Source organism: Cohnella sp. SGD-V74 (assembly GCF_003001675.1).
GTDB lineage: Bacteria > Bacillota > Bacilli > Paenibacillales > Paenibacillaceae > Cohnella.
Window position 1 is genome coordinate 203,871 of the sequence record NZ_PVYW01000005.1, and the last position, 23,120, is coordinate 226,990.

Annotated in this window: 23 protein-coding genes; 21 read left to right on the forward strand and 2 right to left on the reverse strand. The window is 57.1% G+C overall.

All coding sequences use genetic code 11. The annotated features are described in order from the left end of the window. Nucleotides 1-150 precede the first annotated feature (150 nt). From sigJ to B0G52_RS10120, 10 genes are all read left to right on the forward strand, one after another. The gene (gene sigJ / locus B0G52_RS10075; RefSeq protein ID WP_094043739.1) at nt 151-1,032 is read left to right on the forward strand and encodes an RNA polymerase sigma factor SigJ; all 882 of its coding nucleotides are present in this window, start codon (nt 151-153) and stop codon (nt 1,030-1,032) included. Between the two features lie 35 nt (nt 1,033-1,067). Further along, on the forward strand, nt 1,068-1,424 hold the full coding sequence (locus tag B0G52_RS10080) for a VOC family protein (RefSeq protein ID WP_094043741.1): 357 nt from the start codon (nt 1,068-1,070) through the stop codon (nt 1,422-1,424). A 91-nt stretch (nt 1,425-1,515) separates the two neighbouring features. After that, on the forward strand, nt 1,516-2,376 hold the full coding sequence (locus tag B0G52_RS10085; protein WP_094043743.1) for an AraC family ligand binding domain-containing protein: 861 nt from the start codon (nt 1,516-1,518) through the stop codon (nt 2,374-2,376). Next, nucleotides 2,373-3,299 (forward strand): DMT family transporter, encoded by a 927-nt coding sequence (locus tag B0G52_RS10090; protein WP_094043745.1) that lies wholly within the window; start codon nt 2,373-2,375, stop codon nt 3,297-3,299. The genes B0G52_RS10085 and B0G52_RS10090 overlap by 4 nt, the downstream gene beginning before the upstream one ends. A gap of 299 nt (nt 3,300-3,598) precedes the next feature. Continuing rightward, entirely contained in the window at nt 3,599-5,410 is a 1,812-nt protein-coding gene (locus tag B0G52_RS10095; protein ID WP_094043747.1) for a sensor histidine kinase, read from the forward strand. Beyond that, a complete protein-coding gene (locus B0G52_RS10100; RefSeq protein ID WP_094043749.1) occupies nt 5,403-6,434 on the forward strand; it encodes a response regulator transcription factor in 1,032 nt (343 codons plus the stop codon). Before B0G52_RS10095 ends, B0G52_RS10100 begins: the two co-directional genes overlap by 8 nt. A 149-nt stretch (nt 6,435-6,583) precedes the next feature. Continuing rightward, a complete protein-coding gene (locus tag B0G52_RS10105; protein WP_094043751.1) occupies nt 6,584-8,257 on the forward strand; it encodes a type 2 periplasmic-binding domain-containing protein in 1,674 nt (557 codons plus the stop codon). A gap of 82 nt (nt 8,258-8,339) precedes the next feature. Next, nucleotides 8,340-9,248, forward strand: coding sequence for an ABC transporter permease (locus B0G52_RS10110; protein WP_233162535.1), 909 nt, complete (start codon nt 8,340-8,342; stop codon nt 9,246-9,248). A gap of 13 nt (nt 9,249-9,261) precedes the next feature. Beyond that, nucleotides 9,262-10,155, forward strand: coding sequence for a carbohydrate ABC transporter permease (locus tag B0G52_RS10115; RefSeq protein WP_094043752.1), 894 nt, complete (start codon nt 9,262-9,264; stop codon nt 10,153-10,155). Nucleotides 10,156-10,169: 14 nt separating this feature from the next. Next, nucleotides 10,170-11,546 (forward strand): MGH1-like glycoside hydrolase domain-containing protein, encoded by a 1,377-nt coding sequence (locus tag B0G52_RS10120; protein WP_094043753.1) that lies wholly within the window; start codon nt 10,170-10,172, stop codon nt 11,544-11,546. 109 nt (nt 11,547-11,655) lie between these two features. Here B0G52_RS10120 and B0G52_RS10125 read toward each other — a convergent pair whose 3' ends face one another. Then, on the reverse strand, nt 11,656-12,135 hold the full coding sequence (locus B0G52_RS10125; protein WP_094043755.1) for a DinB family protein: 480 nt from the start codon (nt 12,133-12,135) through the stop codon (nt 11,656-11,658). A 315-nt stretch (nt 12,136-12,450) separates the two neighbouring features. Here B0G52_RS10125 and B0G52_RS10130 point away from each other — a divergent pair, with 315 nt between their 5' ends. From B0G52_RS10130 to B0G52_RS10175, 10 genes are all read left to right on the forward strand, one after another. After that, on the forward strand, nt 12,451-12,966 hold the full coding sequence (locus B0G52_RS10130) for a GNAT family N-acetyltransferase (RefSeq protein WP_094043757.1): 516 nt from the start codon (nt 12,451-12,453) through the stop codon (nt 12,964-12,966). A gap of 56 nt (nt 12,967-13,022) precedes the next feature. Continuing rightward, the gene (locus B0G52_RS10135) at nt 13,023-13,814 is read left to right on the forward strand and encodes a lipid II flippase Amj family protein (RefSeq protein ID WP_094043759.1); all 792 of its coding nucleotides are present in this window, start codon (nt 13,023-13,025) and stop codon (nt 13,812-13,814) included. Between the two features lie 36 nt (nt 13,815-13,850). Beyond that, a complete protein-coding gene (locus tag B0G52_RS10140) occupies nt 13,851-14,390 on the forward strand; it encodes a YfiT family bacillithiol transferase (protein WP_094043761.1) in 540 nt (179 codons plus the stop codon). Next, nucleotides 14,377-14,955 carry a GNAT family N-acetyltransferase gene (locus tag B0G52_RS10145; RefSeq protein ID WP_094043763.1) on the forward strand — a complete coding sequence of 193 codons (579 nt, stop codon included), beginning with the start codon at nt 14,377-14,379 and terminating at the stop codon, nt 14,953-14,955. The genes B0G52_RS10140 and B0G52_RS10145 overlap by 14 nt, the downstream gene beginning before the upstream one ends. Nucleotides 14,956-14,985: 30 nt before the next feature. Next, on the forward strand, nt 14,986-15,483 hold the full coding sequence (locus B0G52_RS10150; protein ID WP_094043765.1) for a hypothetical protein: 498 nt from the start codon (nt 14,986-14,988) through the stop codon (nt 15,481-15,483). Nucleotides 15,484-15,653: 170 nt separating this feature from the next. After that, nucleotides 15,654-16,706 (forward strand): NAD(P)/FAD-dependent oxidoreductase, encoded by a 1,053-nt coding sequence (locus tag B0G52_RS10155; RefSeq protein WP_094043767.1) that lies wholly within the window; start codon nt 15,654-15,656, stop codon nt 16,704-16,706. A gap of 140 nt (nt 16,707-16,846) precedes the next feature. Next, nucleotides 16,847-17,353 (forward strand): metallophosphoesterase family protein, encoded by a 507-nt coding sequence (locus B0G52_RS10160; RefSeq protein WP_094043769.1) that lies wholly within the window; start codon nt 16,847-16,849, stop codon nt 17,351-17,353. A 66-nt stretch (nt 17,354-17,419) separates the two neighbouring features. Beyond that, a complete protein-coding gene (locus B0G52_RS10165) occupies nt 17,420-18,298 on the forward strand; it encodes a radical SAM/SPASM domain-containing protein (RefSeq protein ID WP_094043771.1) in 879 nt (292 codons plus the stop codon). 58 nt (nt 18,299-18,356) lie between these two features. Continuing rightward, nucleotides 18,357-19,430, forward strand: a complete 1,074-nt coding sequence (locus B0G52_RS10170; RefSeq protein WP_094043773.1) for a M42 family metallopeptidase — start codon at nt 18,357-18,359, stop codon at nt 19,428-19,430. 5 nt (nt 19,431-19,435) lie between these two features. Further along, a complete protein-coding gene (locus tag B0G52_RS10175) occupies nt 19,436-19,951 on the forward strand; it encodes a DinB family protein (RefSeq protein WP_094044050.1) in 516 nt (171 codons plus the stop codon). An 81-nt stretch (nt 19,952-20,032) separates the two neighbouring features. Here the strand turns inward: B0G52_RS10175 and rsgA are convergent, their stop codons facing one another. Next, entirely contained in the window at nt 20,033-21,142 is a 1,110-nt protein-coding gene (gene rsgA, locus B0G52_RS10180; RefSeq protein ID WP_198960619.1) for a ribosome small subunit-dependent GTPase A, read from the reverse strand. Nucleotides 21,143-21,588: 446 nt separating this feature from the next. On the opposite strand from rsgA, the gene B0G52_RS10185 reads away from it, so the two are divergent. Continuing rightward, complete coding sequence (locus B0G52_RS10185; RefSeq protein WP_158223654.1) at nt 21,589-23,085, forward strand: MDR family MFS transporter; 1,497 nt, start codon at nt 21,589-21,591, stop codon at nt 23,083-23,085. Nucleotides 23,086-23,120: the final 35 nt, after the last annotated feature.

The following is a 23,120-nucleotide window of genomic DNA, read 5'->3' on the forward strand; positions in this document are numbered from 1 at the left end:
GGAACGAAGACATATTCGGTTGGAAGTTGGAGAGGTTATGATACGCGAAGAGGAGCCGTGCCGGCGGGCGATGTCACAGAAACGGTCTCTGTTTCGTTTAATTCATAAGGCTATCTATAGGCGAAAAAAGAAAAGGGAGTAGGTAGGGAAATGCAGGAGGGACACGCGCAAGAGTTATATATGCAGTATAAGGGGCTGCTGTTCAAGCTCGCTTATCAATTGACCGGATCGGTATCCGACGCGGAAGACGTGGTGCAGGACGTTTTTCTGAAAGTATACGACGTGCCTCCGGAACGACTGGCCGAACCGAAAGCTTATCTGTGCAAAATGGTCGCGAACCGCTGCAGGGATTTAAATAAATCGGCGCGCAAGAAGCGGGAAGAGTATTTCGGAGAATGGCTTCCCGAGCCGCTCTTGAGTTCGGACGAGGATTTGTCGGAGGCGGTCGCCCGCGACGATCTCTTGTCCTATGCCATGCTCGTCTTGCTGGAGCGGCTGTCTCCGACGGAACGCGTCGTTTTCGTCCTTCGCGAGGCACTCGGCTTTGAATATCGGGAGATTGCCGAGTTGATCGACAAGAGCGAGGTGAACTGCCGCAAGCTGTTCAGCCGCGCTAGCGCCAAGCTTGGACGGGAAGACGACAAGAGCGGCGTCTCAACCGAAGCGGCTAATCCCGAATGGGCTTACAGCTTTATGGACGCGCTCAAGCAGGGGAGCATGGACCGAATGCTGGCCTTGCTCGATCCGGACGCGGTGCTCGTGGCCGACGGAGGCGGCAAAGCTACGGCGGCCGTCAAGCCGATCAGGACGGGGGAGCTCGTCGCGCGGTTCCTTCTGGCGACGCTGGCCCGATTCGTATCGGACGAAGGCCATTCCAGCATGGAAGTGCGCCGTCTGAACGGTCAGTACGGCATTCTGTTCCGTTCAAGCGAAGGCGTTCATACCGTCGGGATGCTTCACGTCGAAGACGGAGCGATTCGCAACTTGTACGTTGTCCGGAATCCCGACAAGCTGGCGCACGTGGGAGACTGAGAAACAACGATCGATCGAAGGAGGGGGAATGAACGATGCGAGTCAAACGAATTGTAGCCAACATAGAGACGCAGCGAATCGAGGCGGCGCGCAGCTTTTACCAGGACGTGTTGGGGCTGGAGCTGCTCATGGACCACGGCTGGATCGCCACGTACGGATCGGGCGAGCGAATGGATGTCCAAATCAGCTTCGCAGCGCAAGGCGGGTCGCAGACGCCAACGCCCGACCTGTCGATTGAGGTCGACGACGTGGACGAGGCGCATGAGAGAATGAAGGAAGCCGGCTTTGCGATCGAGTACGGACCGGTCGACGAGCCGTGGGGCGTCCGCCGCTTCTACGTTCGCGACCCGTTCGGCAAGCTGGTCAACATCCTTGCGCATCGTCTCGAATAGAGCCGGAGCGAAGCCCTGAGCAATATCGTCCAATCTCCCGAAGCGGCTTTTCTGGTATAGTTACAGAGGAAACGCTTAGGAGGGATAAGAAGTGCCGGACGAGCTCAGAACCGTATGCTACGATGCGGATTTGCGTATCGAAGCCTATCGTTTTCAAGGATTGATGCAGAAGTTTCCGAATCATTTCCATGATTATTATGTCATTGGATTCATAGAGAGCGGCAGACGGTACATGCAGTGCAACAACAAGAGCTATATCATTAACCCCGGCGACATCATCCTGTTCAACCCGAGGGACGTTCACTCCTGCGAGCAGGTCGACGGCAGGCCGATGGATTATCGCAGTCTCAATATCGGTACAGAGGGCATGCGAAGAATCGTGCGCGAGATTGCCGGCAACGACGAATTGCCGAGATTTTCGCGCAATGTCGTTCCTGGCAGCGAGCTGGCGGCGCCTTTGCAGCAGCTGCACGAGATGATTCTGCAGGGGGAGACGGATTTCGTCAAGGAGGAGCTGAGCTTCTTCCTGATTGGCCAACTGCTTCAGGAGCATTCGGACGCTTCCGAGCAGCAGGAAGGACCGGGCGGCGAGTCCCTGTCTGGCTTCGAGGCGGTATGCGAATATATGGAAGCCCGTTACGCGGACAAAATTACGTTGGATGAACTGAGCGAGCTGGCCGGTCTCAGCAAGTATCACTTTCTCCGCTCCTTCGCCCGCCAGAGGGGGCTGTCTCCTTACAGCTATTTGGAGACGGTTCGGATCGGCAACGCCAAGAAGCTGCTGGAGGACGGAGTCTCCCCGGCGGATGCGGCCCATCGGACCGGTTTCAGCGATCAGAGCCATTTTACGAATTTTTTCAAACGCTACATCGGTTTGACGCCGGGGCAGTACATGCGGATTTTTGTGCGGGATCGTTCCGAACGGCAATCTCCGGTTCGGGAGGCGAGATGACGGATAAGCGCTTAAGGGCTTCCGCGCATGCCGCCACGCTGCTGACGATCGTCATTTGGGGCACGACGTTTATTTCGACCAAAGTGCTGTTAGACGACTTCAGCCCGCTGGAAATTTTGGTGTTTCGATTTCTGATCGGCTATGCGGCGCTATGGGCCGTCTATCCTCGCTTCGTCCCTGTTCGGCGATGGAGAGAGGAGCTGCTGTTCGCGGCGGCCGGGCTGTGCGGGGTCACTTTGTATTTTCTGCTGGAAAATATCGCATTGACGTACACTTACGCTTCCAACGTAGGGATTATTGTGTCTGTCGCTCCGTTCTTTACCGCAGCGGCCGCTCATCTGATATTGAAGGACGAAGGGCTGCACTTGTCGTTCTTGATCGGATTTCTGATCGCGCTTGCGGGCATTGCTCTGATCTCGTTCAACGGCAGCTACGTTCTGAAGCTGAATCCGCTGGGGGACGGTCTGGCCGTTCTGGCTTGCGTCTGCTGGGCGTTCTATTCCGTCCTGATGCGCATCGTCAGCCGTCTTGACCGCCCGGCTCTCGGGAGCACCCGGCGAGTTTTTTTCTACGGGATGCTGTTCATGCTTCCGGCGACGGCGCTGCTTGATTTTCGCTGGGATCTGCATCGCATTGCCGAAGGGGCCAACCTGTTTAATCTGCTGTTCCTCGGCTTGGGCGCCTCCGCGATGTGCTTCGTCGCCTGGAATTGGAGCGTCGGCGTTCTGGGCGCAATCCGGACGAGCACCTACATCTACCTGGTGCCGGTCATTACGGTCATTGCCGCTTACTTGCTGCTGGAGGAGACGATTACCGCGACGGCTCTGGCGGGAGCGCTGCTGACCCTTGTTGGCCTTGTTGTGTCGGAGCGTCGGCTTATTGGCAGGAAAAGATTTGATGAGAACGAGAACCTCTCAGCTTGACGAGGCTCTTCATTCGGGCTTGGCCTCAGACGGAAGGCTGTCCCAAGGGCAACAGGCATTATCGAGATAGGATAGGGGATACATACCCCCGACTTATTCTTCGATAATTGTACCTGTTGCCTTTTTGATGTTATAAGAGACAGCCTGCATTTATTTTAGGAAAGGAAAACACAAGTTAGTAGAGAAAGAGACAATCCCTGAGGGGAGGGGCCCATACCGGGCGTCGAACGCCGTGTTATACTGTAAGCGTTATCTCGGCAAAACTGTGCATCTTGGCGCTGCTTGGAAGGAGATTGGCAATGGCTTATTTCCGGGACCTGTCCCTTAAGCTGAAAGTTTATTTGCTCATGCTGGCGATTTTCCTCATCGTGGTGATCATGGGCATGCTGTGGTATACGACGTCCGCGAAAGCGATCGAGAAGAACGCGATCGATTACACCAACCAGATCGTCGAACAGGTGAATTCACATCTGGACACGTATTTCGAGAACATCCAGGAGCTGACGTTCCCGCTGTTGGCCGCTCCGCTCACCCAGCGGTTTCTAAGCTCGACGTTCGACGACCCGTACGTTCGCTACGAGCTGTCCAACGCGATCGATAAGGAACTGCTGACTCCGATTCTGATCAACCGCGAGAATATTCACAGCATTTCGCTCGTGTCGGACAAGGCGATCGCCAGCTCCAGCACGAGCTTTCTGTCCGCTCAGGAGCGATACGCGGATTACATGTCGCGGATCGCCGAGACGGGCAAGTATCAGATCATGGGACAGGAAACGATGATCAACACGAACGTCATCGCCATGGCGATCCGGTTTCTGGACATTAAGCGGGAGCAGGCCAGCGGGCTGCTGATCGTCGACCTGAAGCTGAGCGAGATTATCCGCATCTGCCGCAGCGTCACGCTCGGCCGGACCGGCTTCATGTGGATCGCCGACGAGCAGGGCAACATTCTCTATCATCCCGACGAGGTGCTGATGAAGGGGCGGAAGCTGCCGGATTACGTCTCCGAAGTGTTCAACAAAGAGAGCGGCTCCAAGCTGATCGATTCGCCCGAGGGCAAGAAGCTCGTGCTGTTCAACTACTCGGACAAGACGAATCTCGTGCTCGTCTCGGAAGTTCCTTTCCGCGAGTTGAACGCGCCTCTCGTCCGGTTCAGCCGGATGTCCATTCTGATCGTCATCGTCCTCATGCTCGTTCTATCCCTCGTCATCCTGGGTGTCATCGTCCACCCGCTTACGAGCTCGCTGCTGCTGCTCAAGAAGCTGATGTTCCGGGCCGAGAGGGGCGACCTCGACGCGCTCGCGCCGGAGAATCGCAAGAATGAGATCGGCAGCCTGTATTTGAGCTATAACCGGATGGTCAGCGAGATCAAGCATTTGATCAACATCGTGCAGAATGCTCGGCTTAAGGAGAAGGAGATGGAGGTCAAGCAGAAGGAATCGCAGCTGCGCTACATGCAATCGCAGATCAATCCGCATTTTCTGTACAACACGCTGGAGGTGGTCAATTCCAACGCGATCGTCGAAGGCAACTTCAAGATCAGCAAAATGATCGTCTCGCTTAGCGAAATTTTCCGTTACAGCGTCGGCAATCCCGGAGAACGCGTCTCCTTGCGGCAGGAAGTCCGGCATACCCGCTTTTATCTGGAAATCCAGATGGAGCGGTTCGGCAGTCTGCAGACGGACGTGCTCATCGACGAGCCGGGCTTGTCCGCGGTGCCGGCCATTCGGCTGATGCTCCAGCCGATCGTCGAGAATTGCTTTAAGCACGGCTATGAGCGCCATCGGCTTAAACCGGTTTATATCGGTTTGTTCGGACGGGCCACGACGCTTGGCTATGAGCTGCTCGTTACCGATCGGGGCGGCGGCATGAGCCCGGAGACGATGGAACGGTACAACGAGCTGTTCGGCCGCTCCGAGAAGGAAGCTGCGGAGGTGGAAAACCATATCGGCATGTGGAACGTCCACAACCGGATCCGCATGACCTTCGGCGAGTCGTACGGTTTGCATATCGTTCGTTCGGACAAGGCCGGCACGGTGATCGCCATCCGTCTGCCGTTCTCGATGCCCGACGGCGAAGACCACGAAGAAAAGGTGAACTCCTATGCTTAAAGTCATTACGGTAGACGATGAACGCGCCGTCAAGCAGGGGCTGCGGAAAATTATCGAGACATATTGTCCGGGCTTTACGGTCGTAGGCGAGGCCGAGGACGGCCAGGAGGCGTTGGAACTCGTATCCCGGCATGATCCTGACGTCGTCATCACGGACATCATGATGCCGGTGATGAGCGGACTCGAGCTGATCGCGAACATCCGGCAGCGAAGTGAGTCGACCGAATTGATCGTCATGTCCGGCTACGACGATTTCAAATACGCGCAGGAGGCGCTGCGCTATGGAGTCAGAGAGTATTTGCTCAAGCCGATGAACGTCGAGGCGGTCAGCAAGCTGCTGAACGGGCTGCGGGATTCCCGGCTACGGCGCATGGCCGATCTGGAGCGATACAGAAGCTGCCTGTGGGAGTGCACGGCGATCGTCGAGCGGCTCGCGGAGCAGCTGTGGCTGTTGGACGAAGCGGGCAAGATGAGCAGCCTCGCGGCCGTCGCGGAACGAATCGGCGAAGCTCGCCTGACGGACGGCGAACAGGCCCAGCTTTACGGGGATCTGGCCGCCTGTCTGCGAAGATTGATCCGGGAGCGCGGACTCGGCGTTCAAGAGCCGGCGATTCCGTTCGAAGGCGGAGCTGCGGGGCTTCGGCGTCTTGCAGACTTCTATTCGGACGCGATCCGCTCCGAGCGCAACTGGGGCCAGCGGGCAGCGATCCGTACCGCGCTGGCGTACATTCACGAACGTTACCCCGATCCCGGGCTGTCGCTCGAGGAGCTCGTCGCGCTGACCGACGTGTCTCCGGCTTATTTCTACAAGATGATGAAAGAAGAGACGGGCCGCAATTTCAAAACCTATCTGATCGAATACCGGATCGCCAAAGCCTGCGAGATGCTGCGCGAGGGCGACCTGAAAACGTACGAAATCGCCGAACGGGTCGGCTATCCGGACTACCCGCACTTCACCAAGCTGTTCAAAAAGTACGTCGGACTGTCTCCGAGCGAGTTCCGCAAAAATATGGGCAGCTACTGAAAACGCTTCACGACGGGTAGCGAAAACCGCAACTTTGCGAAGGTAACGACATGTTCCGATCGTCCCGCGCCGTCTACAATGACAATTGACGAGGCGGACGGCGACTGCCGGCTTGCCGAGGCCATCACAGAAGAGGGGAGTTCACGCGAGTGAAAAAGACATCTAGCACCATCATAGCGGCAGCACTTGCAGTCGGGTTGTTGGCAGGTTGTTCGTCCGGGCAGGAGGAGGGACCGGCGGCGTCCCCGGCGCAACCGTCGTCTTCCGGAGCGGAGTCGGCGGGAGAGCCTAACGCCTTCGGCTGGATCAAGCCCGCGCAGACGACGGTCATCGACTTCTACCAGGCGGATCGGGATAATCCGGACAAGGTAGCCAGAGATACGGTTCGACTGCACGATTATTTGCTGAACAACTTCAACGTGGACCTGAAGAAAACCGTATACGACGTCGATCCGAAGGAACGGCTCAATCTGATGCTCGCATCCGGCGAGTATCCGGAAGTCATCGCCGCCATGGACGACGATACGGTGGACAAGTGGAAAGCCCAGCGCAAGATCATCGACCTGACCCCGTACGTGGATCAGTACGGTCAGAACATCAAGAAAGCGCTCGGCGACAAGTACAAGACGTACTTGGACGAGGACGGCAAGCTGTGGGGGCTGCCCCGCGGCTGGGGCTATCTTCCGGGACCCGACTTTACGGCCCATATCCGCATGGATTGGTACGAAGAGATGGGATCGCCGAAGATCGAAACGCCGGAGGACTATTACGAGGTGCTGAAGCAGATGGTCGCCGCCCATCCGACGAACGCCCAGGGCGAGAAAGTGTACGCGCTGTCCTGGAACGACCAGGTCAACATCAACAACGTGATGGGCATCTGGGGACTGAAGGACGGCTACAAGGAGGACGCGGATCACAATCTCGTCCACTGGCTCAACACTTCCGAAGGCTTGGAGGCGGCCCGTTTCTACAACAAGATCTACCGCGACGGCCTGCTCGATCCGGATCTGTTCATCAACAAATTCGACGACTGGAAAACGAAGTTCGCCAACGAAAGAATCGTCGGCCATATCGGATCGTGGTGGCATTCGTGGAACGCCGGTCACGAGATTTGGCGGAACTCGGTGCCGGATTACCAGGAGGACATGCGCTACGTTCAGATCGCAATCAAAGCGGCGGGTGCGGAGAATGCGTATTTGTCGCCGAAGGATGCCAGAGGATGGAACTACACGGTACTGACCGACAAAGCGAAGAATCCGGAAGCGATTATCAAATTCCTCGATTTCACGATGTCTCCGATCGGAACGCGTCTGCTCGGCTGGGGAGTTCCGAATGAAGAGGACTCGCTCTGGAATTACGAAGGAGACGACAAGTGGAGCTTTAACGAGGCGCAGAAGACTGCGCTGCTGGACGGCACGTTTGATTACGAGAAATCCGACCAGCTCGGCGGCAACCGCTTCTGGCTCGTCCACGGTCAAGGCTTGCTGGAAGACGACAACAAGAGCACGGCCTGGTACGACCAGAACTTTGTCGATGAAGACAAATGGAAGAAGCTCATGTACGACAATACGAAGGACACGGTCTATGACAATACCGCTCGCCGGGTCGTCTTCTCCGTCGACAATCCGTACACGCTCGTCAACCAGCAGATCGAAGACCTCGTGAAGAACGGCTTCGCGCAAGCGGTCACCCGCAAGACGGAGGACGAATTCGTGAGCACGTTTAACGAGCTGAGGGACAAAGCGAACAAGCTGGGCTTGCAGGACCTGGAGAAATACAGAACCGAAGAGTACAAGAAACAATTGGAAATCCTGAATCAATAGGCCGTCCGAAACGAAGAGGAAGGGTGCCTGAACCGCGCCGCTTCCTCTTCGCTTCGTTAAAGGCCGTAGGAGGCAACTTGGCATGAACACTTGGCGACGGCGGATCGCGAAGGAACGGCAAATCTGGATCATGACCGTGCCCATGATCGTCTGGGTGCTCGTCTTTTCCTATTATCCGATGTACGGCATGATTATCGCTTTCCAGAACTACGTGCCGGGCAATTCTTTTTTCTCGGGGGATTGGGTGGGCTTTGCGCACTTCGAGCGGTTTTTCAACTCTCCCGATTTCGGCACAATCATGAGGAATACGTTTGCGATCAGCGGATTGAACATCTTGTTCGGCCTGCCGGCCCCGCTCATTCTCGCGCTGCTGCTTAACGAGCTGAAGAACAAAGCGTTCAAGCGGTTTACCCAGACGCTTTCCTATATTCCCTATTTCATCTCGTGGGTCGTCGTGGCCAGCATTCTGTTCACGCTGCTCGGCAGCGACGGCCTGCTCAACAAGCTGCTGATCGACTTCGGTTTCATTCGCGAGCCGATCTCCTTCCTTGGGGAAGGCAAATACTTTTGGAGCATTTTGACGACCTCGAACGTCTGGAAGGACGTCGGCTTCAACTCGATCATTTACTTGTCCGCCCTGGCCAGCATCGACCGCGAGCAGATCGAGGCGGGCAAGGTGGACGGCATCGGCCGGTTCGGCACCGTCTGGCATATCTACTTGCCGGGCATTCGGACGACGATCATTTTGCTGTGGATTCTCGGCCTCGGCGGCATCTTGAACGCCGGCTTCGAGCAGCAGCTGCTGATCGGCTCGCCGACGACGGCGGAATATTCCGAAGTCATCGACACTTACGTCTACAAGTACGGCGTTCAGCTCGGCTACTATTCGTTCGCAGCCGCCGTCAATTTGATGAAAGCCGTCGTCAGCGTACTGCTTGTCATCGGCATGAACCGGATCGCCAAAAAGTTTTTCGATACTTCGATCTTGTAAGGAGGGAACGAGAATGCGCGACTATTTGAAACCAACGCTCGGCAGCCGGGTATTCGATACGGCCAACGTCGTCTTTATGCTCGTCTTCTGCGCGCTCATGATCTATCCGTTCCTGAATTTGCTCGCCATCTCTCTGAACGACGGCGTCGACGCGGCGCGCGGCGGCATCTATCTGTTCCCGCGCAAGCTTTCTTTTTCCGCTTACGAGCTGCTGTTCCAGAACAAGAAAATGCTGAACGGCTTCATGTGGTCGATTCTCCGCGTCGTCGTCGGCACGGTCGCCTGCCTGCTCGCGACGGGGCTGCTGGCGTATCTGGTGAACATCCGCCATTTTTCCGGAAGGAAGTTTATGCGGATTTTGTTTTTCATTACAATGTACTTCAACGGGGGCTTCTTCCCGGTGTATCTGCTCATCGTTAATCTCGGCTTGACCAACAGCTTCCACGTGTATTGGCTGCCGGCCTTATTCAACGTGTACTTCATGCTGCTCATCTCCTCGTACATCCAGAACCAGCCGGACGCGCTGTTCGAATCGGCCAGAATCGACGGAGCCGGCGAGTTCCGCATTTACTGGAAAATCGTCATTCCGATCTGCGTGCCCGTATTCGCGGCGGTATCCGTCTATTTGGCGGTATCGCACTGGAATTCGTGGTTCGACGTCGTGCTGTACAATCCGAGCGGCAAGTTCGATACGCTTCAAGTGTATTTGCGGCGGCTGCTGCTCGAGATGGAAGGCCTGCAGCAAATTCGCGATCAGCAGGTGTTGTACAACCGGTACCGGGACTTGTCCCCGCTGACGCTGAGGGCGGCGACGACGATCGTCGTGACGGTGCCGATCCTGCTCGTGTACCCGTTCGTGCAAAAGTATTTTATCGGCGGCATTATGCTGGGGTCGGTCAAAGGATAAGGGAGGTACGCTTAATGATGAAGAACGAACGGTTGAACGTAGGGGAGGCGGAGTTTGCCTCTTCCGAGCCGAAGCTGGACGCGGGCTTCCGCTGGGCGAAGGCGCAGGCGCTCGCATACGCGCACAGCGGACTCGATCCTGTCGGCTTATGGTACGAGGCGGCGCTGCCCGGCCGCAACGCCTTCTGCATGAGAGACGTCGCGCATCACAGCGCAGGCGCCTCCGTGCTGGGCTTGTCCGCCCATACGCGCAATATGCTGCTGCGCTTTGCCGAGAACATCGCCGAATCGCGGGATTGGTGCACCTACTGGGAGATCACGGGCGACAACGAGCCCGCGCCGGTCGACTATACCGACGATGCCGACTTCTGGTACAACCTGCCCGCGAACTTCGACCTGGTGGACGCCTGCTACCGGCAGTGGCTGTGGACGGGGGACACCGATTACGTGCGGCATCCGGCGTTTGCGAGTTTCTACCGGCGCACGTTCGAGGACTACATTCGAACGTGGGACAAGGACGGCGACGGCGTGCCGGAGCATTGGCCGGAATACGGCAGGCGAGGCATCGCTTCGTACAACGAAGACGGTCTGCAGCCGCTTGTCGGCGGCGATCTGGTCGCGGCCCAATTCGCCGGCAGCCGGGCATACGCGAAGCTGCTCGCCGAAGCCGGGGACGCGGCGGGAGCGGCCCGTTACGAAGCGGAGGCCGAGCGGTTGCGGACACTGTACGAGAGCGGATGGTGGGACGAAGAGCGGGGCGCTTTCTTCGGAGCTTTGCTGCACGGGGGAACGTTCTACGACCGTTATTATGCCGAGGGCAACTATTTGCCTCTGTATTTCGGCATCGTGAAGGACCCGCGCAAGCTGCGCGGTGCCTTGGCCGAAGTCGCACGGCACGGCGCGGCCATCGTCGAAGCGAAGACGTACATGCCCGATTTGTACTATCGCAGCGGGGATCGGGACAACGCCTATCGCGAGCTGCTGGAGCTGGTCGATCCCGCGCTGAAGAGAAGAGAGTACCCGGAGGTATCCTTCTGCGTCGTCGGAGCGATCGCCTCCGGTCTGATGGGCCTGTCCGCCGACGGTCGTTCTACGGTATCGTCGCTCGGCCAGCTGCCGGACGAGCTGGCGCATGCCAGCCTGCGCCGCGTTCCGGTGCTGAACCGGGTACTCGATCTGGAGCACGTCGGAGGACGAGAATCCAGGCTGACGCTGCGCGGCGGCGAGCCGGTGGAGTGGAAGGCAGGCTTCAGTGGACGGCATGACGCGCTTCTGCACGACGGCGTTCCCGTTCCGGTCAGCATCGAGACATCACCGGACGGCGCCGTAACGACCTATGCGCTCATTCGGGTCGAAGCGGGACGGACTCATTCCGTTCGGGTGGGGGAATAGTAGAGACGCAAATCATTCTTTCGTGAACAGGTCAATCGGAATGCAGCATTCCGGTTGGCCTGTTCTTTAGAATATAAGGGACGGCTAAATTTCGTTATTCACGAAAAAATCAGATAACCGATAAAATCTGATTCTTGTGATGAATGTCATGTTCAATAAATTCATGAATGATGTAGAGCAACGAGTACGGAGTACCTGTATGAGGGCAATTCTCTACGCCGTTGGCAGTCACATGCTTGGCGGTAACGTCTGGCTCTGTCAGCAGTATCTCAATCAACTGAAGACGAGTTTGCTTGAATTCGTCGAGCATGCTTTCTTTAGAAACGCCCGAACGAGCATATTCGTAAGCTTTTTGGTTGAACGAATCGAAATCTGGAAAGACCATTCCTTCGCCATTTTTAATTGCCGGGATAATCGTATTGGTGAGGTAATGATCCCAATTTTGAAGATGCGAAATGATTTCCGCGACTGTTGCTTTCCCTTCAGCGATTGGAGTTAACCAAATGTTATCGTCCAAATCCCGCAATGTATCCGTCCATTCTATAAATTCGTTATACCGATGAATCGTCTCTTTGCCTAAGCTAATCATATCGGAAACCTCCATGTTTTTAAGATTAAACACGAACTAATGTTCCTATTTTATTTTGTATTCTCCCAGAAAGCAACAATATTTAAGAAAACAGCGTTTGAAAAAAACGAGATTTTGAGGATGAGGGAAGGGATAGCGGCAAAAGGCACAGAGAATGAAGGAGAGAGAGAACGAACTGATCGAAAGAGCGTCATGCAGGTGAATGGTGGGGTTATCGCAGTTTTTTTGCCAACCAATCCAACCAACGGGTACTCGCCTATGAATCGCTTTGCTATAATAGTATGCATGTCCAATGTTTGGAAGGAGGGGGCTTTGTTGTCGAGAGAGATTTCGGTACGGCGGCTGCATACAATAGAAGAAACGCGGCTGTTGGACGAGCGCTTTGCGCGGAACTATGCCTGGTATAAGCCGGGGAATTATTTTGCGCAGTGTCTGGAAGAGAACCGGGAAGGCGGCCGGGTGACGCTGATGGCGTTTCTGGGAGAGGAGTTGGCCGGATGCTGTCACTTGCTCTACAGATCCTACTATCCCTATTTCCGTGAAAACGGGATTCCGGAAATTAACGATCTGAACGTGTTCCCCGACATGCGGGGCAAGGGAATCGCGGGAGCGCTGCTGGACGAGCTGGAGGAGATTGCGGCGCGAACGTCCAAGAGCGTCGGTCTCGGCGTAGGGCTCTATGCCGATTACGGAAACGCTCAGCGCCTCTACGGCAAGCGCGGTTACGTGATGGACGGCAGAGGGCTGGTGTACGCCAACGAAGCCGTTCGGCCGGGTCAGACGGTGACTGTGGACGACGATTTGCTGTTGTATTTGACTAAAGAGTTGTAGGCAAAAAGCTAGAGCCGAGGGAAGACGATTACCGGATTCGGAGTTGATCTGAGCGAATGGAACAACAGCTGCTGATCGTATTCGCGATGACGATGATTATACACGCTGCCGAGACGTTGTCCTACTCGATCCGATTGGCCGGCGTGAGGCTGAACAAGATCGCCGTCGCTTTGTCGTTGACCGGCATTATCGTGCTCGTATCCCGGACGGCGAACCTCGTACAGGCGCCGCTGACCGCGAAATTCGTAGATTTCGCGAGAGACCACGTTTCGTTCGATCTGCTGCATTATTTACGCGTCATTTTGTTGGCTTCGTCCGTCGGCACTCTCATCGCGATCGTTCTTTTTCCGAGCTTTGTCGGCCTGTTCGCCATTATCATCCGTAGATTGGAAGTGACCGGCTCGATTCCGAAGCTCATCTCCAGCGTAACGCTCGGCCAGCTGCGCAACACCAAGCGCTACTTGCGGGCGCCGCGGCTGCGGATCAGCCAGTACCGGTATTTGGGCATATCCAAGAAGTTCATTTTGCTCAATATGGTCGTCACCTCCTTCTACACCGTCGGAGTTCTCGCTTCGCTCTACGCCGCCCATCTTCTGCCGCAGTTCAGCACGACCGCGTCGCAGGCTTCGGGCATCATCAACGGGATCGCGACCATTTTGCTCACCGTATTCATCGACCCTCAGCTCGGCTTGATCACGGACAAAGCGTTAACCGACTCGCAGCGGCGGGAGCAGCTCGGCAAAATTTACGTACTGATGATGACGACCCGGTTTTTCGGCACGATGCTCGCCCAGTTGGTGCTCGTTCCGGCGGCTTATTTTATCGGCATGGTGGTCAAATGGATTTGAGGTTGCCGATCGCCAAATTACAGGAGGAATAGAAGAATGGACGATATTCGTTTTCCGCTCGGACGTTTCGAGCCGATTGACGATCAGACCGGTGCCGGACGCCGCGCTCTGATCGCAGAAATTCCCGGGCTTGCGAACCGGCTTCGCGAGCTGATCGTCGGCCTGCCGCCGGAGCGGCTGCTCGTTCCTTACCGGGAAGGAGGATGGACGATCGCGCAGATCGTTCATCATCTGGCGGACAACGACATGAACGCTTATCTTCGCTTCAAGCGGGCGCTAACGGAAGAAGAGCCGCTGGCCAGCTCGTATCGCGAGGATCTATGGGCGGAATTGCCGGATTACGCCGCATTGCCGCCCGAGCATTCGCTGCTGCTTCTGGAGACGCTGCATGCCCGATTCGCCGCGCTGCTGACCGAATTGGAGCCTGCGGCTTTCGAGCGCAAGCTGCGCACGCAGGCGCTGGGAAGCGTGACGCTGGATATTGCCCTGCAGCGGTTCGTCTGGCACAATCGGCATCATCGCGCGCAGATCGAATCGTTCCTGGGAAGGGAGGCTAGCGGGCATGTTCGCGTTTGAAGCTATGGAAGGCGAGCGGGTGAAGCTGGTTCCGCTGTCTCTGGATCATGTTCGGCCGTTGTTCGATTGCTCCCGCGATCCGGCGATCTGGGACGCCTATCCGATTCGCATCGAGCGTATCGAGCAGATGGAGCAGTTCGTCCGGAAAGCGCTGGACGGGCGAGACCGCGGCGAGCAGTATCCTTACGCGGTGTATGACAAGACGCTTGGCGCTTATGTCGGCTCGACGCGATATCTCCGTATCGCAGAGGAGCATCGCAACCTGAACATCGGCTCTACCTGGTACAGTTCGGAGGTGTGGCGCACGAGAGTGAACACCGAGACGAAATATTTGCTGCTGCGCCATGCGTTCGAGGGTATCCTGGCCGTGCGGGTGGAGATCATCACGAGCACCGACAATATCCGCTCGCAGCGCGCGATCGAGAGATTGGGAGCCGTCCGGGAAGGTATTTTGCGCAAAAAGTATTACGGGCTCGATTACGTCTTCTATAGCATTGTCGCAGAAGAATGGCCCGTCGTTAAAACGAGACTGGAAGGGTATCTTGCGACGCAGCTGAGGCTTTGAGATTACCGTGCGCGGGAGGAGGATAGCGTCATGCGTATTGTGAAGCTATGCGGTTTTATGTTGGCGATTGCGCTGCTGATCCGGCCCGCTGCGGTTTCGGCCGATTGGGCATACCCGTTCGTCGTGTATTCCGGCAGCATATACGTCGTGACCGATACGGTCGTCGAGCCGGAGAGGATCGGCAATCTCCTCGGCAAAGTTACCCGTTATTCGGATCGAGAAGGGACGTATAGCGGCAATTTCTCCAATGCGTTTCCGAAGGGAACGCGCTGCTATGCGATCGAAGGAATGAGCGAGAAGCAGGGGATTGCCGTTCGGACGGAAGATGGCCGATATGTGCTCTCCGAGTACGGGGGAAAGTACGGGGGAAGTTTGTATGCAAGCGAAGGAATGAGCGAGGAGCAGGAGAGTGGGGGAGAGTACGAGGAAAGCTTGTCCGACAGATTAGGGGGGCTGAAGGGCTGGCTGCTCGGGGCTGCAGCCGTCGTCTTCGCTGTCATTGGATACAGGCATCGCAGGCATCGGTGATTTTTGTCCAACAAAACTGTCCTTTTTGTCCATTGCGCGAACAGAAGCAACATTCTATCATAGATGCAGGCGTAATTGAGAATCAATATCAATTGTGAAGGCCTGCATCGAACGAAGACGATTTGTGCGTTCGCGGCTGGCCGGACATCGGCGGGAGGACACGCGAGAACATGCAGCCATCCATGGAATTATACGACGTGACGATTATCGGAGGCGGCCCTGCGGGGATGTACGCGTCTTTCTATAGCGGCATGCGGGACATGAAGACGAAGCTGATCGAGGCGAAGGAGGAACTGGGCGGACGTCTGCTCAGCTACACCGAGAAAATGATCTGGGACGTCGGAGGGGCGGCACCGATCCGCTGCTCCAAGCTGATCGAGGAGCTTCGCAAGCAGGCGACGACGTTCGACCCGACGGTCGTGCTGGGACAGCAGATCAGCGGCTGCGAGCGGCAGGAGGACGGGACGCTGCTGCTGACCTCCGCGACAGGGGAGAAGCATTGGACGCGGACGCTTATTCTGGCGATCGGCTACGGCATTCTGAAAATGGCGAAGCTGGAGATCGAAGGAGCAGAACGCTACGAGGTCTCGAACCTTCATTATACCGTTCAAGAGCTGGACGCCTTCAAGGGGAAAAAGGTGCTGATCTCCGGCGGCGGCAATTCCGCGGTCGACTGGGCGAATGAGTTGGAGCCGGTTGCCGAGCAGGTGACGGTCGTCCATCGCCGCGACAAGTTCGGAGGCCACGAGAAGAACGTCATCCGCATGAAGGAGTCTTCGGCGGACGTTCGTACGCCTTATGCTGTCCAGGCGCTTCATAGCGATGACGGTGAGAACATCACTTCGGTGACGGTCTACCACGTCGACACGGAGGAGACCGAGCGAATCGAAGTGGACGCCGTCATCGTCAACCACGGCCTGAAATACGACTTCGGCATGTTGACCGAATGGGGCCTCGACATGGGAGAATGGAACGTCAACGCGGGCAGCAAGCTGGAGACGAACTTGCCTGGCGTATACGCCGCGGGGGATTTCGCCAGCTACGACAGCAAGCTGTGGCTGATCGCCGGCGCGTTCACCGATGCGGCTCTGGCGGTCAACAGCGCCAAGCGCTACTTGGAGCCGGAAGCGTCCGAAGCCGCTTATGTGTCCTCTCACAATATCCGCTTCAAGGAGAAGAACAAAGCGCTGGGCGTCGAGCACGACGATTATCGTGGGCACTAATAAAGTGAAGGTCGGCTTTGCGGCATCCGTTGCCCGCTTGCCGGCTTTTTTTGCCGCTTCCTTGCGGATGCGGTTGCCCGAAACCGTTCCTCCCGATATGATGAAACTATAATATCGCGAGCGAAAAGAGGTCGGAGCGGATGAGAATCGTCGTCGTATCCGATACGCATATGCCGAGAATGGCCAAAAAGCTGCCGGACAGATTGCTTAAAGAGCTGGAGAGGGCGGATGCGATCGTGCATGCCGGAGACTGGACGAAGCTGTCGGTGTATGAGCAGTTGGCCGCGTTCGGTCCGGTCTACGGAGTGGCAGGCAATAACGACGGAGCCGAGCTGCAGGCCAAGTTCGGGCTGCGCAAGCTGTTGAAGTTCGAGGAATGCCGGATCGGCGTCGTCCACGGGCACGGCGCGGCCAAGCGCTCGTCGACCGAAGCGCACGCGATCGAAGCGTTCAAGGGGACGAAGCTGGACGCGCTCGTGTACGGACACTCCCATATTCCCGTACGCAAGACGGTCGCAGGGCTGCTCGTATTCAACCCCGGGTCTCCGACGGACAAAAGGCGGCAGCCGAAGTATTCGTTCGGTATTTTCGATATCTCCGAGAGCGCGCTGAGGGCGAAGCACGTTTTCTACGAGGATAAGGCCTGAGAGGCGTCGCTAGGTATGCTATAATAGGAAGCGATCGAATGGGCAAACCAGATTGGAGCACCGGACTTGAAGAAATTCAAAAAGTTCTACATCGAAATTACGAGCATCTGCAACTTGGCCTGCAGCTTCTGTCCTCCGACGAAGCGGCAGGCGAATTTCATTAAAATCGATGCTTTTAAGCATACGCTCGACCAGATTCAGGGCCATGCCGAGCATATTTATTTTCACGTAAAAGGCGAACCCCTGCTGCATCCGAAGATCGACGAGCTGCTCGATATCAGCCATGAGAAAGGATTCAAAGTCAACCTGACGACGAACGGCACGCTTCTGGGCAAGAACCGGCACAAGCTGCTGGGCAAGCCGGCGCTTAGGCAGATGAATTTCTCGCTGCACAGCTTCGACGGGCATGAGGGCTCGGTCGACAAGGAGGGCTACGTCGGCAGCGTGCTCGAATTCGCCAAGGAAGCGGTCGCAACCTCCGACATGATCGTGTCTTTGCGCTTGTGGAATTTGACGCCGGATAACGAGACGAACGTGCAGAACGACCGCAATCGCGAGATTTTGGAACAGATTCAGCAGGCGTTTCAACTGGACTTCCGGATCGAGGAACGCTTCGTAAGGGGGCAAGGGATCAAAATCGCCGACCGCGTCTACCTGAATCACGAGGAAGAGTTCAAGTGGCCGGATCTGAAGGAGAAGGAAGACGAGGGGCGAGGCTTCTGCCACGCGCTGCGCAACCAGGCGGGCGTCCTTGTGGACGGTACCGTCATCCCGTGCTGCCTGGACGGGGAGGGCGTCATCAACCTGGGCAACCTGCATGCCAAGCCGTTCTCGGAAATCATCGAAGGCGAGCGCGCGAACCGGCTGTACGAAGGCTTCTCCCGCAGGGAAGTCGTCGAGGAGCTATGCCGCAAGTGCGGTTACCGTCAAAGATTCAGCCTCTAAAGTCGCATATAGAAGTCGCGGAAACGCGGCTTTTTACACATACAAGGAGTGGAAAAACATGACAAAAGCACTACAGCCTGCGCCGGACAAGGAATATATAATGAGAATACTCGAAGCTTTGCTCGCGACGCCGAGCCCGAGCGGCTTCTGCATGGAGATCATGAAGCGGGTGCGCGCCGAGACGGAGAAGCTGGGCTTCGCGCTGGAGATGACGCCGAAGGGCAATGCCGTCATCACGCTGCCCGGAGCGGAAGAAGATGCGGGCGGTACGCTCGCGCTGACTGCGCATGTGGATACGCTAGGCGCGATGGTTCGTTCGATCAAGCCGAACGGCATGCTGCGGTTTACGCCCATTGGCGGATACGCGATGCAGACGGTGGAAGGCGAATACTGCCTCGTGCATACCCGGGACGGCAGAACGTACGAAGGCACGGTGCTGTCGACGCAGCCTTCCGTTCACGTCTACGCCGACGTGCGCGACCAGAAGCGGGAAGAGGCGAACATGGAAATCCGGATCGACGAGCTCGTCCGGACGAAGGAAGAGACGGAGAAGCTCGGCATCGCTCCGGGCGACTTCATCTCTTGGGATCCCCGTACCCGGATTTTGCCGAACGGATGGATCAAGTCGCGGCATCTGGACGACAAAGCGAGCGTCGCCGCCCTGTTCGGCGTCATGCATTGGCTGAAGCGCGAAGGCGTTCGCCCGGCCAGAACCGTTAAGGTCGTCCTGTCGACCTACGAGGAGGTCGGACACGGCAGCTCCCACATTCCGCCGGATATTACGGAATTGATCGCCGTCGACATGGGCGCGATCGGAGACGACCTGTCGACGACGGAGCGGGACGTCTCGATCTGTGCCAAAGACTCGTCAGGCCCTTACGACTACGGCATGACTTCCAGGCTGATCGAGCTCGCCCGCCGGGAGAGCCTTCCGCATGCCGTCGACATCTATCCGTATTACGGCTCGGACGCATCCGCCGCTCTTCGCGGAGGCAGCAACATTCGCGCGGCGCTGATCGGTCCCGGCGTGCATGCCTCGCACGGAATGGAGCGAACGCATGCGGACGCCGTCGCGAACACCGCCTCGCTGCTGATTGCCTACATTATGGACAAGGGAGAAGATGACAGATGAGCAGCTTGACTGAACGCCCGACGAAGGAAGAATACGGCGGACATTTCGGAACGTATATCGACATCGTCCCCGAGGGAAACATTGTCGATATCTTGGCGGACGATTTGAAAGCGACGTCCGAGTTTCTGTCCGATCTTCCGCTGGAAAAAGCGGAGCACCGCTACGCGCCGGGCAAATGGAGCATCAAGGAAGTCATCGGACACATCGCCGACACCGAGCGGATCATGAGCTACAGACTGCTCCGCATCGCGCGGGGAGACAACACGCCGCTGCCGGGCTTCGATCAGGACGAATACATGAAGTACGTCGATTTCGATGCTTACACGTTGTCCGACCTGATCGAGAACTACATCTCCGTGCGCAAAGCGACGCTGTCGCTCGTTCGGGGATTGACGGACGAAGCGTGGGCGAGAACGGGAACGGCGAGCAACACCGTCATGAGCGCGAAGGCGCTTGCCTACGTCGTCGCCGGTCACGGACTGCACCATATTCGCATCGTGAAAGACAAGTATTTGGCTTAGGGCGTGTATGCAACCTCCGAGGATAGCAGATGTTGCCGAATTTGAGCGGGTTTGCATACACGCCCAAGCAGAATCGCCGTCCTATTCGTCGTCCATATATTCGAGCAGTCTATTCGGCCGCCGATCCGCCCTTCCCGCGGATCGCGGCCGTTTGCCTTTGGAGTTCCCTTTGGCGGCCGACCGTTCTTTGCGCGCCAGGTGGGCGAGCTCCTTCTCCGTTTTCCGGTAATTGGCGAATCGCTTCGGATCGAGCTCGCCGGAGCTCAGCGCTTCGAGCACCGCGCATCCGGCTTCGCCGTCGTGCTTGCAATCCCGGAAGCGGCAGCCCGAAGCGAGCTGCTCGATGTCGGAGAAAGCCAGCTGCCAGCCTTCTTGCGCATCCCACAGCTGCAGCTCGCGCATGCCCGGCGTATCCATGACGAGCGATCCGCCGGCGAGCAGGAACAGCTCGCGGTGAGTCGTCGTATGGCGGCCGCGCGCATCGTCTTCCCGGATGCCCTGCGTAAGCTGCAGGTCGTGCCCGGCCAGCCAGTTCAGCAGCGTCGACTTGCCGACGCCGGACGAGCCCGTGATCCCAATCGTCGCTCCGGGCTTCAGATAGGCGCCGAGCGCTTCCTTGCCGGACCCGTTCAATGCGCTGACGCAATGAACCGGTACGCCCGGCGCGGCATCCTCGACCAGGGCGGCGAACGCTTCGGGGTCCGGGCACAGATCCGCTTTCGTCAGCAGCACGACCGGGGAGGCGCCGCTTTCCCAGGCTGCGATCATGTAGCGCTCAATTTTGCGCAGATTGAAGTCCTGGTTCAGGGCGTTCACGATAAACAAATAATCGAGATTGGCTCCGACGATCTGGTCTTCGATAACCGACCCCGCGACTTTGCGAACCATCGCCGACCGGCGGGGCAGAACTGCGTGGATGACGGAGCGTTTCTCCCCGGGCAGCGGCTCGGTCAGCACCCAGTCGCCGACGGCGGGGTAATCGCCGCGCTTCGCGGCCAGAAACTCGAACTTCCCGGTGACGGCCGCGCTGTGCAGTCCGTCCGCGGTCATCAGGTTATACGAATGGGAAAATTGGGCGACGACTCGGGCGGGCGAATACTGGCGCAGCGGCTGTTCCATCTCCGCGAGCGTTTGCTGCCAGCCATCGTTCCAGCCGTAAGCCGTCAGTTGATCGTTGATTATAGGATTCATAGGTTAAGTTAACTCCTCATAATTGAATTTTGCGTAACAACGCGAACAGCCGCAGGGATTCCCTGCGGCTGTTCAGAGAGTGCCGAACGGATCGGCACGCAAAAAAACCGCTCAGAAACCGGATGGTCTCTGGCGGTCTGCATCTGCAACGCGGCCAAGCAAACGTCAAATCCGCTTGCTCAATCGAACGGCATTACAGCGCAACATTCCGTAGAGACCGGGGACTATGCCCGCGAACAACCGACTCGACAACCGATCCATTCGTGAAGTTAACCATATTCCTCAGCCTCCTTGCGTGTAATATGGTGCTATTATAGGCGTCCTTTATTTTCCTTGTCAAGCTGCAAACAGATAAAAAACCGTGTTTGAAGATTTGTCAATCGGATGGTATAGTATGAAAGCTGGACATAATAATCCATCATTGGATATGGAGGAAACAGAGAAAAGTGAATACCGCAGACAACACAGCGGGGTCTCAGTACAAGGATCTCGAGAACGTCAAGCGCCTGCCGATCCTGATCACGCTGATCATCGGAGCGTTCTTCTCCATCCTGAACGAAACTCTGCTCAATATCGCATTCGTCGACCTGGTAAAAGATCTTGAAGTGCCCTATACGACCATTCAATGGCTGTCCACCAGCTACATGCTCGTCGTCGGCATACTTATCCCGGTATCTGCTTTGCTGGTGCAATGGTTCACGACAAGGCAGATGTTTATCGGCGCGATGGTGCTCTTCTCCATCGGAACGCTCGTATGCGCCATCGCTCCGGGTTTTTCCGTCCTGCTGGTAGGCCGGATCATTCAAGCGTTCGGCACCGGCCTGATGCTGCCCGTTATGATGAACACGATTCTCGTGCTGTATCCGCCTGAGAAGCGCGGAGCGGCGATGGGAAGCATGGGTCTCGTCATCATGTTCGCTCCGGCGATCGGACCGACGCTGTCGGGTCTTATTCTGGAGTCGCTCGACTGGCGCTGGCTGTTCTACCTGGTGCTGCCGTTCGCCATTTTGTCCGTCGTCATCGCTTCGATCTATCTGAAGAACGTAACGGACGTCACGAAGCCGAAGGTCGACGTTCTGTCGATCGTTCTGTCCACGGTCGGCTTCGGCGGCATCGTCTACGGCTTCAGCAGCGTCGGCGAAACCGAAGGAGGCGGCTGGTCCGAGCCGAAAGTGTACTGGACGCTCATCGTCGGAGGGCTTGCCCTCGTTCTGTTCGTCTGGAGACAGATCGTGTCCAAGCAGCCGATGCTCGACTTGCGCGCGTTCCTGTCGCCGATGTTCTCGCTTAGCACCGTTCTGCTTATCATCGTCATGATGTCTCTGTTCTCGACGCTGATGCTGCTGCCGATCTTCCTGCAGCAAGGGCTGTTGATGACCGCGTTCGCGGCGGGACTCGTGCTTCTTCCGGGGGGCATTCTGAACGGCTTCCTGTCCCCGGTGACGGGCAAGCTGTTCGACAAGTTCGGTCCGCGCGTGCTCGCGATTCCGGGCGCGATCATTCTTGCCGTCGTCATGTATCTGTTCACGACGATCGACCTGGAGACGACGAAGGGCTTGATCATCCTGTACCACTGCATTATGATGGTCGCCATCTCGATGATCATGATGCCGGTGCAGACGAACGGTCTGAATCAGCTGCCGCGCGCTTACTACCCGCACGGAACGGCGATCCTCAACACGCTGCAGCAAGTGTCCGGAGCGATCGGCGTAGCGTTCTTCATCAGCATTATGACCAACGGAACGAAGGACTACTTCGCCAATCCGCCGGCCGATGCCGCTCCCGAACAGCTTCCGGCGCTCGCGCTTAACGCGGGCATCCACAACTCGTTCAAGATCGGCATGATCTTCGCGATCGTCGCGGTCGTTCTGGCGCTGTTCCTCAAGAAGACGAAAGCTCCGGAAGCGGAAGCCCAGCAGAAAGCCGCTTTAGCGGATAGATAAGTCATCCATACAGCGAGAACCGCGCGGCAACGCGC

Coding starts and splice junctions, on each gene's coding strand:
- sigJ (WP_094043739.1), top strand. CDS start 151: ATGCAGGAGGGACACGCGCAAGAGTTATATATGCAGTATAAGGGGCTG.
- B0G52_RS10080 (WP_094043741.1), top strand. CDS start 1,068: ATGCGAGTCAAACGAATTGTAGCCAACATAGAGACGCAGCGAATCGAG.
- B0G52_RS10090 (WP_094043745.1), top strand. CDS start 2,373: ATGACGGATAAGCGCTTAAGGGCTTCCGCGCATGCCGCCACGCTGCTG.
- B0G52_RS10095 (WP_094043747.1), top strand. CDS start 3,599: ATGGCTTATTTCCGGGACCTGTCCCTTAAGCTGAAAGTTTATTTGCTC.
- B0G52_RS10100 (WP_094043749.1), top strand. CDS start 5,403: ATGCTTAAAGTCATTACGGTAGACGATGAACGCGCCGTCAAGCAGGGG.
- B0G52_RS10110 (WP_233162535.1), top strand. CDS start 8,340: ATGAACACTTGGCGACGGCGGATCGCGAAGGAACGGCAAATCTGGATC.
- B0G52_RS10115 (WP_094043752.1), top strand. CDS start 9,262: ATGCGCGACTATTTGAAACCAACGCTCGGCAGCCGGGTATTCGATACG.
- B0G52_RS10120 (WP_094043753.1), top strand. CDS start 10,170: ATGATGAAGAACGAACGGTTGAACGTAGGGGAGGCGGAGTTTGCCTCT.
- B0G52_RS10125 (WP_094043755.1), bottom strand. CDS start 12,135: ATGATTAGCTTAGGCAAAGAGACGATTCATCGGTATAACGAATTTATA.
- B0G52_RS10135 (WP_094043759.1), top strand. CDS start 13,023: ATGGAACAACAGCTGCTGATCGTATTCGCGATGACGATGATTATACAC.
- B0G52_RS10140 (WP_094043761.1), top strand. CDS start 13,851: ATGGACGATATTCGTTTTCCGCTCGGACGTTTCGAGCCGATTGACGAT.
- B0G52_RS10145 (WP_094043763.1), top strand. CDS start 14,377: ATGTTCGCGTTTGAAGCTATGGAAGGCGAGCGGGTGAAGCTGGTTCCG.
- B0G52_RS10150 (WP_094043765.1), top strand. CDS start 14,986: ATGCGTATTGTGAAGCTATGCGGTTTTATGTTGGCGATTGCGCTGCTG.
- B0G52_RS10155 (WP_094043767.1), top strand. CDS start 15,654: ATGCAGCCATCCATGGAATTATACGACGTGACGATTATCGGAGGCGGC.
- B0G52_RS10160 (WP_094043769.1), top strand. CDS start 16,847: ATGAGAATCGTCGTCGTATCCGATACGCATATGCCGAGAATGGCCAAA.
- B0G52_RS10170 (WP_094043773.1), top strand. CDS start 18,357: ATGACAAAAGCACTACAGCCTGCGCCGGACAAGGAATATATAATGAGA.
- rsgA (WP_198960619.1), bottom strand. CDS start 21,142: ATGAATCCTATAATCAACGATCAACTGACGGCTTACGGCTGGAACGAT.